Origin of the sequence: Streptomyces sp. NPDC047706 (assembly GCF_043204795.1) — a bacterium.
Classification (GTDB): Bacteria; Actinomycetota; Actinomycetes; order Streptomycetales; family Streptomycetaceae; genus Streptomyces.
Genome location: NZ_JBIDCW010000014.1, coordinates 117,608 through 129,858, shown reverse-complemented (window position 1 = coordinate 129,858; position 12,251 = coordinate 117,608). Strand labels below are relative to the sequence as shown.

The window sequence follows — 12,251 nt, the reverse complement described above, 5'->3', positions numbered from 1 at the left end:
GGTGTCTCAGCTGGATGTCGACACGACGTCTCAACTGGACGAAAAGCGTCGTCTCAGCTGGTGGGGTGCGGGTGTGCACTTATCACGGTACGCCGTCCCAGACGCACCTGTTTCCGGTCAGTCCTCGCCGCCCGGCTTCCGGGACGCCGCCTCGGCCGCCTTCGCCGCCGCGCTCCCCGGACGCTTACGAGCCACCCAACCCTCGATATTGCGCTGCTGACCACGGGCCACGGCCAGCGAACCGGGCGGCACATCCTTCGTGATCACGGACCCGGCAGCGGTGTAAGCACCGTCCCCGACCGTGACAGGAGCCACAAACATGTTGTCCGACCCTGTCTTGCAGTGCGACCCGACCGTCGTGTGGTGCTTCTCCTCACCGTCGTAGTTCACAAACACACTCGCCGCACCGATGTTCGAGAACTCGCCGATCGTCGCGTCCCCCACATACGACAGGTGCGGCACCTTCGTACCCTCACCGATCGCCGCGTTCTTCGTCTCCACATACGTCCCGATCTTGCCCTTCTTCCCGAGACGCGTCCCCGGCCGCAGATACGCGTACGGCCCCACCGACGCCTCCGGGCCGACCACCGCCCCCTCCGACACCGTGTTGTCCACCCGCGCACCCGCACCGACCCGGGTGTCCCTCAGCCGGCTGTTCGGACCGACCTCCGCACCCGCGCCGACATGCGTCGAACCCTCCAGCAACGTGTTCGGATACACCACGGCGTCCTGCTCGAACGTCACCGCCACATCGACCCACGTCGACCCCGGATCGACCACCGTCACACCGTCCAGCATCGCGGCGGACAGCAACCGGTCGTTCAGAATCCGGCGAGCCTCCGCCAGCTGCACACGATTGTTGATCCCCGCGATCTCACGGTGATCACCCGCGACCGAGGCACCGACACGATGCCCCGCCTCACGCAGAATGCCGAGAACGTCCGTCAGGTACTCCTCGCCCTGACTGTTGTTCGTCCGCACCCGCCCCAGCGCCTCCGCCAGCAACCGCCCGTCGAACGCGAACACACCCGAATTGATCTCCCGGACCGCCCGCTGCTCGGCGGAAGCGTCCTTGTGCTCCACGATCGCCGTCACCGCACCCGACGCCGGGTCCCGGACGATCCGCCCGTACCCCGTGGCATCCGGCACCTCCGCCGTCAGCACCGTGACCGCGTTGCCGTCCTCGGAGTGCGTACGAGCCAGGCTCTTCAGCGTCTCACCGGTCAGCAGCGGGGTGTCACCACACACCACCACGACCGTCCCGGCGAGACCGCCACCCAGCTCCTCCAGCCCCATACGGACGGCATGACCCGTGCCGTTCTGCTGCGCCTGGACCGCGGTGCGCACGTCCGGGGCGACCTCGGCGAGATGGGCGGTGACCTTCTCCCGGGCGTGCCCGACGACCACGACGAGGTTCTCGGGCTTCAACTCACCGGCGGCGGCGAGGACATGCCCCACCAGGGAACGGCCGCAGATCTCATGCAGGACCTTCGGTGTGGCCGACTTCATACGGGTGCCCTCACCCGCTGCGAGTACGACGACGGCTGCCGGGCGAATGGCGCTCACGGGATGCCCTTCGGCTGTGGAGGGGGTGTGGACAACCGCAGGATACCGGGGTGGGGGTGGGGGGAGACGAGAGCGGGTCCGTGCCCGGAAGGGGGCGGGGGAGGATCCGAACGGGGCATGTGCTCCCGGGGGAGGACTCGAACCCCCATGATCAGAACCAAAATCTGACGTCTTGCCCTTAGACGACCCGGGATTACCGCTATGTCCGATTTCGTAGATCGGGTGCGGTGGCAGCCCCTACTATGCCGTACCACCAGCCTTCGACGCGACGGTACAAGTCAGCTCCATCCCTGACGTCCACTCGGAGGCATCCGTGGTAGCCGCCCTCGGTGTTCTTGCGGTTGGTGCTGGGCTTGTGCTTCTTGAGTGTCGTCTTCAGCAGTTCGGTGGGTTCGATGCCGACGAGGTCCGCCCAGAACTTCTCCGCGGTTGTCACATCGGCGGTCTCATGGATCTGCACCGCGAACTTGACCTTTCCGGGGTCCACGCGAAGCAAGTTCAGCCAGGCCATGAAGACCCTGATCATGTTCGGATCGCTGTTCACGAAGGTGATGCGCTCTCGTCGGTTGTACGGCTTGCTCTTGGAGCCCTCGGCCCAGTACAGGCCGACGCCGATCAGGAAAAGTTCGCGTTCGGTCAGCTGATCGATCTCCGTCATTGCCTGATGCCTGGTGCGCTGACTTCCTCTTCGCGTAGACGCAGCTTGGCTTCCCAGCCGCGCTTCGCGATGGCCGAGGCTTCTGCGCTGGTTCGCCTCGGCCGATCCGGCTTCGGCAGATCTCGCACCCACAGCGAGATCGAGCTCTGCGAACATCCCAATTCCACCTGGATCTGGTCGTACGTCCAGCCCTGGAGTCGCAGCCCCCGTGCCTTCTCGCGCAGGTCGTCCTTCGCGGTAGGTCGCTTTGTCCATTCGGGCGGCGGTTCGCCCTTCACCAGCCGGTTCAGGATGTCGTTGTTGAAGATCTTCAGTTCGTTGCGGATCTGCCGGAGGCTGTAGCCGCTGCGTCGGAGTGTGACCGCCCGTTCCCGTAGGGTCTCGAAGTCCGCGTACCTGCCAGGTGAATGTGCCATGTGCATACCGTCCGGCCGGAATGATCCGTTCCGGGGGTGAACGTTCGTGGTTCAGCAGTTCGAGGGATTCCGGGCTGTTTCGTTACTGTTCGGCTACGGAGTGTGGTGTGGCCAAGTCCTCGAAACTCGCCGGAAAAGCGAAGGCCACCGCCCGTAGGCTGGAGGGCATGACCACGACGGGGGAAGAGCGCGCCGAGGGCCTGACCGGCCCCTGGTGGTGGGCGAGGTGGCGTAGCGCCGTACTGGACGGGACGCTCGCGCTGCTGTCCGCGGTCGAGTGCGGCGCCGAGGGCGTGCCGTTCGCGCGGGACGCGGGGCTTCCGCTCGCGGCGGGCGTCGTCTTCGGTGTGCTGGCCGGTTCGACGCTGCTGCTGCGCCGGATGTGGCCGATAGCCGTCGTGCTGGTGTCGATCGCGATCTCACCGGCGCAGATGGGCTTCCTGCTGACGGTCGTCGGCCTGTACACGCTTGCCGCGTCGGAGCTGCCGCGCCGGATCATCGCGGTGCTGGCGGGGATGTCGCTGGTGGGCACGCTGGTGGTGACGTTCGTCCGGGCGCAGCAGGACATGGCGCGGGGGGATGTGGGGATCGGCGAGTGGGTGGTGCCCTTCGTTTCGATCACCGCGTCGCTGGGTGTGACCGCGCCGCCGTTGCTGCTGGGTCTGTATGTGGGTGCGCGGCGCCGGCTGATGGAGAGCCTTCGGGAGCGTGCGGACAGTTTGGAGCGGGAGCTTCAGTTGCTCGCGGAGCGGGCGGAGGAGCGGGCCGAGTGGGCGCGTGGCGAGGAGCGGACGCGGATCGCGCGGGAGATGCACGACGTGGTGGCGCATCGGGTGAGTCTGATGGTGGTGCACGCTGCGGCGTTGCAGGCCGTGGCGCGCAAGGATCCGGAGAAGGCCGTGAAGAACGCGGCGCTGGTCGGTGACATGGGGCGGCAGGCGCTGACCGAGTTGCGGGAGATGCTCGGGGTGCTGCGCAGTGGTGAGGGTGGTGCGGGGCGGCGTGAGCGGGCGTCGGTGCCGTTGGCGGCGGTGGGGGCGGCCGCGGCTGCTGCGGCGGCGGCTTCGCGTGCGGTTCCGGACGGCGAGGGTGTGGTGGGGGAGGGGCCCGGTCTGTCCGGGCTGGACGAGTTGATCGGGCAGTCGGCCGCCGCGGGGATGGTGGTGGAGCTGTCGGTGCAGGGGGAGTCGCGGGGGTATGCGCGGGCGGTGGAGCAGACGGCGTTCCGGGTGGTGCAGGAGGCGCTGACGAACGTGCACAAGCATGCGGCGGGGGCGAAGACGCATGTGCGGTTGGCGCACCGGGTGTCGGAGATCGCGATGCAGGTGGAGAACGGTCCGCCGCCGGAGGTCTCGTCGGCGTCCTCGGCCCGGTTGCCTTCGGGGGGTAATGGGCTGGTGGGGATGAGGGAGCGGGTCGTCGGCCTCGGTGGGGTGTTCGTGTCCGGGCCGACGGACGCGGGGGGTTTCCGGGTGTCTGCGGTGATTCCGGCGTCGTAGGCCGGGTGTGGGGGCCGGGGTGCCGGGCGGCTGTCAGGCGGCTGTCAGGCGTACTGGTTCCGTGCCGGAGACGAGGCCGGTGAGTGCTTTGTCGATGTCGGGGCCGAGGTACCAGTCGCCGGTGTGGTCGAGGGCGTAGACGCGGCCTTCGGTGTCGATGGCGAGCAGGGCCTGGGTGTCGGGTTCGGCGCCGAGGGGGCTGACTTCGGTGTCGAGGGCGCGGCCGAGGTCGCCGAGGGTGCGGGCCATGTGGAGGCCGTGCAGCGGGTCGAGGTGGAGGTGGGAGGGCGCGATCTGGCGTCCGGGGCCGGTGGGGGCGATGTGCAGGCCGCCGAATTCGGCCCAGGCCTCGACCGCGGCGGGGAAGACGGCGTGCCGGTGGCCGGCCGGTGAGGTGTGTTCGCGGAGGGTGTCGGCCCAGATCTCGGCTTGCTTGATGTCCCAGCGTCCGGGTTGCCAGCCGGCGGCGCGCAGGGCGGCGTCGACGGGTACGGCGAAGCGGGTGGTCGAGGTGCGGTCGGTGTGCATCGGCCCTTCGTTCGTTGTGCGGCTTGTGTGCTGTGGTGCGTGTGGTGCCAGTGGTGCGTGTGGTGCCAGTGGTGCTTGTGCTTGTGGTGCCAGTGATGCATGTGGTGCCAGTGGTGCGTGTGGCGGCTCGTGAAGTGAGGGGAACACCCGGCTGGTCGGCCTCCCCGGCTGGAGGCCGTCTGTCGGTGAGCCGTCCGTGCGGCTGTCGGCCGGTGGTTCGTCAGTCGTCCGTCGTCGGGTCGACGACGCGGACGCCGAAGTGGGCGGTGAGGGCGGTGCAGGCGCGGCACGGGGCGGCGAAGCTGCCGTGCAGGGGGTCGCCGTCCTCGCGGATGCGGCGGGCGGTGAGCTTGGCCTGTTTCAGGGCCTTGCGGGCTTCGCCGTTGGTCATGGGCTTTCGGGCGGCGCGTTTGCTGCGGGCGGCGTCGGCGGCGGTGATGTGCCGTGAGATGAGGATGGCTTCGGCGCAGCGTCCGGTGAAGCGGTCGCGTTGGGCGCTGGTGAGGGTGTCGAGGAAGTCCTGTACGAGGGGGTGCAGGGGTGGGGGCTGGTCGCCGCGGGCGGCGGTGCCGGTGAGGGTGGCGCCGCGGACGGAGAGGGCGGCGGCGACGGTGGGGAGTATGCCGTCGCGGCGGTGGCGGAGGGCGGGCGCGGGGCGGCTGTCGGTGGCGCTCCAGCCGATGCGTGGGTCGCCGGATGTGCCGGCGTGTGGTCCCGTTTGCGTCGCGTTCATGATCGTATTTCCCCTCCCGTGCATCCCCCCGGCGGACACAGAGTGCCAAATGCCGTGGCCTGTGCGGAAGCTGGGGCGCCGCGACACGCCCGGGTCTGGGCGGGTCGTCACGGTGGGGTGACGGTTGGTCACCGTGGGCGGAGGGAGCGTTTCCGGTGCTGTGACGTGCGCCGGTGACCGGTTTCGTCGTACCGCATAGGCTGTCGGCACCACTATGCGCGGGCAACGCGTTGGAGACAGTCGATACGGGGCGTAGCGGGCCGAAGGGTTCACAGGGGTCCGCTATGGGTCGTACCAGAGTGCCGCAGGGGGCAACCGCCATGACGACAGGTCGGCTCGGGCTGGGGGCACCTCCCGGCCGCCAGGCCGGGGGACAAGCCGCGCCGCCGAACGCGGCCTACGCCGGGCAGGTCGTGCATTTCCCGGATCCGGTCCGGGCGGCCCGTCACCCGAGAGGGGTACGGGTGGACGAGCACGGCTATCCCGACTTCTCGCCCTACGCGCGTGCGGCGGCGGAGATCGCGGATCCGCCGGCCGGTTTCGGTGTGGACGAGTTGCGGCTGACGGACTATGTGTCGGCGAACGCGGCACTGTCGGCGTCCGGGCACGACCTGTGGGACACGGTGGCGCCGGTGGCGACTCCGCACGGGTGGACGTGGCATCACGTGGTGGGTACGCGGCGGCTGGAGTTGGTGCCGGTCGAGGTGAAGGCCTTGCTGCGGCATCACGGTGGGATCGCGACGGCGGTGGTGGATCAGGCGAAGCGGGGTACGCGGCCGCTGCAGGAGACGCGCCCGGCGCACTTCGGGTTGCCGAAGCAGGGGCTGGCGGTGACGGAGTCGCAGGTGCTGGGGGTCGAGGAGGACCTGGGGTACCGGTTGCCGGGTGCGTACCGGTCGTTCCTGAAGGCGGCGGGTGGTTGTGCGCCCGTCGGGACCGCGCTGGACGCGGAGTTGGGGTTGCTGGTGGACCAGCCGTTCTTCACGGTGCGGGACGAGGCGGCGGTCAACGACCTGGTGTACGTGAACAAGTGTCTGCGTGACCATCTCACCAAGGACTTCCTGGGTGTCGGGTTCGTGCAGGGTGGTCTGCTGGCCGTGAAGGTGAAGGGCGAGCGGATCGGTTCGGTGTGGTTCTGCGCGTACGACGACGCGCGGGACACGGATCCTTCGGTGCCGCCCGCGGAGCGGGTGGAGCGGTTGTTGTTGCCGTGCGGGGAGGACTTCGACGTCTTCCTGTCGCGGTTGGCCGGGTCTCCGCCGGAGTTGGACACGGTGGCGAATCTGATGGTGGACGGCGGCTTCGCGCGGGCGGTCGACGTCTCGTCCTCGGTGTCCTTGGGGGAGTGAGCTGACGATGGTGACCTTCGCGCAGGCGCAGGAGCGCGCCGAGGAGTGGATCAACGGGGATGTGCCGGCGTATCAGCATCGTGAGGTGCGGGTGCGGGAGTTCGAGCTGGGGTTCGTGGTGTGGGCGGAGGACCGCTCGGACGGTCCGCGTTCGGACGGGGGCGCGCAGCGGCTGGTGATCGCGCGGGACAGCGGGGAGGCCACGCTGTGGCCGTCGCTGCCGGTGGGCGAGGTCGTCCGGCGGTACGAGGAGGAGTACGGCCGTCCTGAGGGGGTTTCCGAGCCGGTGGCCGCGCCCGCGGCGCGGGTGGATCTGAACCAGACGTCGTTCTTGCTGAGTCCGCCGGAGTGGTTGCAGGAAGCGGCCGACAGGCTGGGCATCCCGGACCGGCGGGGTGCGGCTGCCGCTGCCGGGGGTGACGCCGGTGCGGGTCGGCCGGGCGCGGACGGCGGGAGTGGGCCGGCCTGGCCCGCGGCCGCCGGTGCGCAGGAGAGTGCGCAGTCGCCGGAGTCCGGGACGGGTTCGCCGGCGCATGGTGGGTCCGGTGCGCCGGCGGCGCCCGCGGGGGCGACTCCGTGGGCCGGGACGGACACCAACGGGGGTGAGGACCGTTCGGTGCCGCTGCCCGAGACGGTGTTCGCGCCGCCGTTGGTTGAGGCCGGCGAGGAGGAGTCGCGGGTGACCCCTCCGGAGGCGCAGACGGCGTTGCTCGCGGGGGGAAGCCAGCTTCCGCCCACGGCGATCGCGCCGGTGGTCGGTGAGGGGGGCTCGCAGGGGGCGGGTGTGTCCGCGCAGGCGCCGCCGGCTCGGACGTATGGGTACCCGCAGGGAGTGGGTGGCGCAGCGGCGCCGGGTACGCCGGCGCCTTCGGCGGCGCCCGGTACGCCTGCGCACGGGGCGCCTGTGCCGGGTTCGGCCACGCCTGCGCACGGGGCTCCGGTGCCGGGTTCTGCGACGCCCCCGCACGGGGCTCCGGGACAGCCGCTCGCTGCGAAGGCCGGGGACATCGCGGACGCCGCGACGAGCAAGGCGGCGCCCCCGCCGCGTCGGTCGCGGGGCGGGGGTGCGACACCGCCTCCGCCGCCGGGTGCTCCGGGTGTGCCGGGAGCACGTCAGGGGAGTACGTCTCCACCGCCCGGCACGCCGGGTGCGCCGGGCGCGCCGGCGGGTGGGTACGTGCCTACGCAGCTTGTGTCGGCGCTCGGGCCCGACGGCCCTGAGGGGCCTGCGGCCGGTCCGGGTGCTCCGCAGGCGCCGGGTGCTCCGACGCCGCCGGGTCCGGTGAGCCCTCCGGGCCCGCCGGGAGCCCCAGGTGCGCCCGGCGGTACACCGCCGGGTGGTGTCCACCACGCCGCGACGATGCTCGCCGACCCCGGGCAGTCGGGGCCGGGCCTGGGCGCGCCGCAGCCGCCGGGTTTTCCACAGGCTCCTGGTACTCCGCAGCCGCCGGGTGTTCCGGGTGCCCCGCAGGCTCCTGGTGCTCCGCAGCCGCCGGGTGTTCCGGGTGCTCCGGGTGCTCCGGGTGTTCCGGGTGCGCCTGTGCCGCCTGGCGCGCAGGGTTCGGCCGGGGGTGCGCAGGGCGCCGTGCACCATGCGGAGACGATGCTGGCCGGTCCCGCCGTCGGTGGCCCGGGCGCGCCTCCGCCCCCGCAGGCCCCGGGTGCTCCGGGCATGCCTGCGGGTGCCGGGCGTCCGATGCCCCCGGGGCCGGGTGCGATGCCGCCGCCTTCCGTTCCCGCGGGACCCGGCGGGCCCGTGCCCGGGCAGCCGGTTCCCGGGCCGCCGCCGGCGTACGGCTATCCGCAGCAGGGGCGGCCGACGGTCGGGCCGGGCTATCAGGCAGTCCTGCGCTACCGCGCGCAGGACGGTTCGGAGCAGCAGCTGATCCGGCGTTCGGCGCCGGGGACGCCGCATCCGGAGTGGCAGATCTTCCATGAGCTGCGGGCGATGAACGTGCCGCCGGACCAGGTGCTGGAGCTGCACACCGAGTTGGAGTCGTGCGAGCTGCCGGGTGCGTACTGTGCGCGGATGATCCGTGAGCAGTGGCCGCAGGCGCGGATCACGAGCATCGCCCCGTACGGCACGGATCACGCGAGCCGGCAGCAGGGGATGCAGCAACTGCTGGTGCATCAGGGCGAGTTGCATCAGGTGGCGGACGGGCCCGCGCGCCCGGCGCCGGTGCGTGCGCCGTTGATGCCGGTGCCGCCGGCGCCGCCGCTTCCGCCGGAGGGTGTGGCGCAGGAGCTGGCGGGCGCGTTCGGGCCGGGTGTGTTCCGCTTCGAGCAGGCCGCGGTGTCCCGGCAGGGCGTGCCTCCGGTCGTGGCGCACACGCTGGTGGCGGCCGGACTGCCGCTGGACATGGGGCCGTTCTTCTGGGCGCAGGCCCAGCCGGGCCGGCCGGTTCCGACGCTCGCCGAGCTGGCGCAGGAGCGCGGGGTGCAGCCGGCGGCGGACGCGGGCTCGTACCTCGTCATGGGCAGTGACTTCGGCAAGGCGGTCTGTGTGCAGTACGGCACGGCGAACATCGTGGCCGTGCCGGTGGAGGCGGGGCAGGGTGGTGCTCCGGTGCCGCCGCAGTTCGTGAACACCGGGCTGCCGGAGTTCGTGCGCTGTCTGGCGCTGCTGGGCCGGATGTGGCGCCTGCGGTTCGGGCTGAACCAGGAGCAGGCGGGCCGTTGGACCGTCGACTTCCAGGCTCAGCTGGCCGCGCTCGATCCGGCGGCGCTGGGTTCGCCGGAGAGCTGGTGGTCGGTGTTGCTGGAGCAGATGTGGGACGGGCTGCTGTGACGCGTACGTCGCGCTAGTCCCCTCTTTCAGGGGGGAGGGCCGGGCCTGGTCGGGTGACCGGGTCCGGCCTCACTGTTTTCCGGAAGGTGTAGAGGTGCGCCCGGCGCGGAGTGTCGGATAATGACCATTTCTGTCCGATACATCAAGATATGCGCTAAATCGACATCGCTCGAGGGGTTCCGCAATGAGCAGCGCATCCGTGTCGCATGGCTTCGTGACAGTACGGGGGCGCGGTTACCGCCCCGAAGAGGTCGATGCGTACATCGCCGCCTTGTCCGACGATCGTGACGCCGCCTGGGAGCGCGCCGCCCGCCTCACCGTGCTCGCCCGGGAGATGGAGGAGGAGGCCGAGGAACTGCGCGAGACGCTGGCGGAGCTGCCGCCGCAGACGTACGAGTCGCTCGGCGAGGGCGCGCGGCGCCTCTTCGAGATGGCGCGGGACGAGGCCGCGGCGCTGCGGGAGCGGGCGCGGCGCGAGGCGCACGAGCAGCTCGCGCAGGCCGAGGCGCACGCCGACAGCCTGCGCCGGACGGCGCAGGAGGAGGCGGACGCGCTGGTGGCTGAGGTGGAGGAACGCGCCCGGCAGCGGCTGCTCGCGGCGCGCGCGGAGGCGGACGAGATCCGCGTCGAGGCCCGGCGTGAGGTGAAGGAGGGGCGCGCGGAGGCGCTTGCCGCGTTGCGTGAGGTCCGTGAGCGTACCGCCGCGAGGCTGGCCGAGCAGGAGAAGGACCACGCGGCGCGCTGGGCCGCGGTGGAACGCGAGGCCGAGCAGGGCGCCGCCGCCGTGGACGCGCGGCACGCCGACCGGGCCGCGCGGGCGGAGGCCGCGCTGGCCGGGGCGGAGCGGGACTTCGCCGACGCCGAGCAGGCCCTCGGACGCGAGCAGGAGCGGGCGCGGGTGCTGGCCGAGGAGGTGCTCGCGGAGGCCAGGGCGCGGGCGGACGGCATCGCCCGCGAGACGGAGCAGATGCTGCGCGAGCACGGGCAGCGCTGGGACGACGTACAGGCCCACATGGACTACGTACGCAGCAGCCTCGCGGCGCTCACGGGCGGGCGGGCGCCGGCGGAGTGAGGCCGGGGCCCGCCCGGGGACCCGAGGGTGGAAGGCCCGTTCCGCCTTCCGCGCGCGTCAGCTCCTGCGGCGCACCGCCCCCGCCAGGATCCACCCCTCCACGGCCTCGTACTGGCGTCGTTGCTCCTGCGCCTTGCGCCGCCCGGACGCCATGGTGCCCAGCCAGCCGAAGGCGAAGCCCAGCGGGACGGAGAGCAGGCCGGGTGTGGTGAAGGGGAAGTAGGTGAAGTCCGCCTCGGGGAAGGCGGCGACCGGGGAACCGGAGACCAGGTTGGTCCCCGGCATCAGGACCAGGACCGCCAGGGTGCCGCCGATGAGGGTGCTCAGCAGGCCGGTGCGGGTGTAGCGGCGCCAGAACAGGCCGTAGACCAGGGCGGGTGCGATGGCGGAGGCCCCCAGGGAGAAGGACAGGGTTATCAGGGGGTGCAGGCTGCGGTGCTGCACCAGGGTGGCCAGCAGGATCGTCGGGATGCCGACCGCCACGGCGGACAGGCGGGCCAGCGTCATCTCGCGGCGGGCGGACAGCTCCTGGACGCGGGCGGCGAAGACGTCGTGGGCCAGGGAGTTGGCGCAGGCCAGGATCATCCCGGCGACGGAGGCGAGCACGGTCAGGAACACGGCCGTCGTGACCGCCGTGAACAGGAACGTCTCCCCGGTCGTCACCCGCGGCCCGAACGCCGCCTGGGAGCCGAGCAGATACGCCGAGTTGCCCTGCGGATCCGCCCGGGTGATGGCCTCGCGGCCGATCAGCGCGGTCGCGCCCATCCCGACGACGGTGACGATCAGCACGAACACGGTGACGCCGGACACCGCCCAGGACATCGACCGGCGTACCTGACGGGCGCTGGACGCGGTGTACATGCGCATGGTCACGTGCGGCAGGCAGCCGCCGCCCAGCACCACGCACAGCTCGGCGGTGATCATGTCGAGCCGCGGGAAGGGCCCGCCCTGGAACTGGAGTCCGGAGCCGAGGAACGCGCTGCCGGCGCCGCTTCGCTCGGCCGCCGCGTCGAACAGCGCCACGGGGTCCCAGCCGAACTTGCTCAGCACGAGCGCGGCGACCACCGCGCCCGACCCGAGCAGCATCACGATCTTCGTGATCTGGATGAGCGCGGTGCCCTTCATCCCCCCGATCGCGGCGTAACTGATCATCAGGGTGCCCAGCCCCACGATGCAGCCGGTCTCCACCCCTGAGCCGGACAGCCCGAGCAGGAACGCCATCAGCTGTCCGGTGCCGGCGAGCTGCACCAGCATCAGCGGCAGCAGCGCGGCCAGCGTCACCACGCACGCGGTGATCCGCACGCACCGCCCCGGCATCCGGCGCGCGAACGCGTCACCCATCGTGAAGCGGCCCGCGTTGCGCAGGGGTTCCGCCAGCAGGAACATCAGCAGCATCAGCGACAGTGCCGTGCTGAGCGCCAGCACGATGCCGTCGTGGCCGTAGAGCGCGATCACCCCGCACGTGCCCAGCACGGACGCCGCGGAGATGTAGTCGCCCGCGATCGCGAGGCCGTTGCGCATCGGGGAGAGGGAGCTGTAGCCGGTGTAGAACTCGTCGAGGTCGTCGCGGTCGGGGCCGGTCATCACGCACAGCAGCAGCGTGATGGTGGCGACGACGGTGAACGCGACCAGCGACATCGTC

8 protein-coding genes, 1 tRNA gene and 1 pseudogene are annotated in these 12,251 nt (G+C 71.5%); 4 read left to right on the top strand and 6 right to left on the bottom strand.

The window, feature by feature from the left end; translation table 11 throughout:
- Positions 1-117: 117 nt before the first annotated feature.
- From glmU to ACGF8A_RS18640, 3 genes and pseudogenes are all read right to left on the bottom strand, one after another.
- Positions 118-1,566, bottom strand: coding sequence for a bifunctional UDP-N-acetylglucosamine diphosphorylase/glucosamine-1-phosphate N-acetyltransferase GlmU (glmU, locus tag ACGF8A_RS18650; RefSeq protein ID WP_393109395.1), 1,449 nt, complete (start codon positions 1,564-1,566; stop codon positions 118-120).
- Positions 1,567-1,688: 122 nt separating this feature from the next.
- Positions 1,689-1,759: transfer RNA gene (locus tag ACGF8A_RS18645), tRNA-Gln, on the bottom strand.
- A 6-nt stretch (positions 1,760-1,765) separates the two neighbouring features.
- Positions 1,766-2,640: pseudogene (locus ACGF8A_RS18640) on the bottom strand (hypothetical protein).
- A gap of 167 nt (positions 2,641-2,807) precedes the next feature.
- Here ACGF8A_RS18640 and ACGF8A_RS18635 point away from each other — a divergent pair.
- Positions 2,808-4,139 carry a sensor histidine kinase gene (locus tag ACGF8A_RS18635; RefSeq protein WP_393109393.1) on the top strand — a complete coding sequence of 444 codons (1,332 nt, stop codon included), beginning with the start codon at positions 2,808-2,810 and terminating at the stop codon, positions 4,137-4,139.
- A 33-nt stretch (positions 4,140-4,172) separates the two neighbouring features.
- On the opposite strand, the gene ACGF8A_RS18630 is transcribed toward ACGF8A_RS18635, so the two are convergent.
- Positions 4,173-4,667 (bottom strand): SUKH-3 domain-containing protein, encoded by a 495-nt coding sequence (locus ACGF8A_RS18630; protein ID WP_393109391.1) that lies wholly within the window; start codon positions 4,665-4,667, stop codon positions 4,173-4,175.
- A 220-nt stretch (positions 4,668-4,887) separates the two neighbouring features.
- Complete coding sequence (locus ACGF8A_RS18625) at positions 4,888-5,400, bottom strand: YwqJ-related putative deaminase (RefSeq protein WP_393109389.1); 513 nt, start codon at positions 5,398-5,400, stop codon at positions 4,888-4,890.
- A 320-nt stretch (positions 5,401-5,720) separates the two neighbouring features.
- Here ACGF8A_RS18625 and ACGF8A_RS18620 point away from each other — a divergent pair, with 320 nt between their 5' ends.
- The 3 genes from ACGF8A_RS18620 to ACGF8A_RS18610 all read left to right on the top strand — a co-directional run bounded on the left by ACGF8A_RS18620 (position 5,721) and on the right by ACGF8A_RS18610 (position 10,609).
- Positions 5,721-6,749, top strand: coding sequence for an SMI1/KNR4 family protein (locus ACGF8A_RS18620; protein WP_393109387.1), 1,029 nt, complete (start codon positions 5,721-5,723; stop codon positions 6,747-6,749).
- A 7-nt stretch (positions 6,750-6,756) separates the two neighbouring features.
- The gene (locus ACGF8A_RS18615; RefSeq protein WP_393109385.1) at positions 6,757-9,537 is read left to right on the top strand and encodes an SUKH-4 family immunity protein; all 2,781 of its coding nucleotides are present in this window, start codon (positions 6,757-6,759) and stop codon (positions 9,535-9,537) included.
- A gap of 184 nt (positions 9,538-9,721) precedes the next feature.
- A complete protein-coding gene (locus ACGF8A_RS18610) occupies positions 9,722-10,609 on the top strand; it encodes a cellulose-binding protein (protein ID WP_393109383.1) in 888 nt (295 codons plus the stop codon).
- 57 nt (positions 10,610-10,666) lie between these two features.
- Here the strand turns inward: ACGF8A_RS18610 and ACGF8A_RS18605 are convergent, their stop codons facing one another.
- Positions 10,667-12,247, bottom strand: coding sequence for a cation acetate symporter (locus ACGF8A_RS18605; RefSeq protein WP_393109504.1), 1,581 nt, complete (start codon positions 12,245-12,247; stop codon positions 10,667-10,669).
- Positions 12,248-12,251 lie beyond the last annotated feature (4 nt).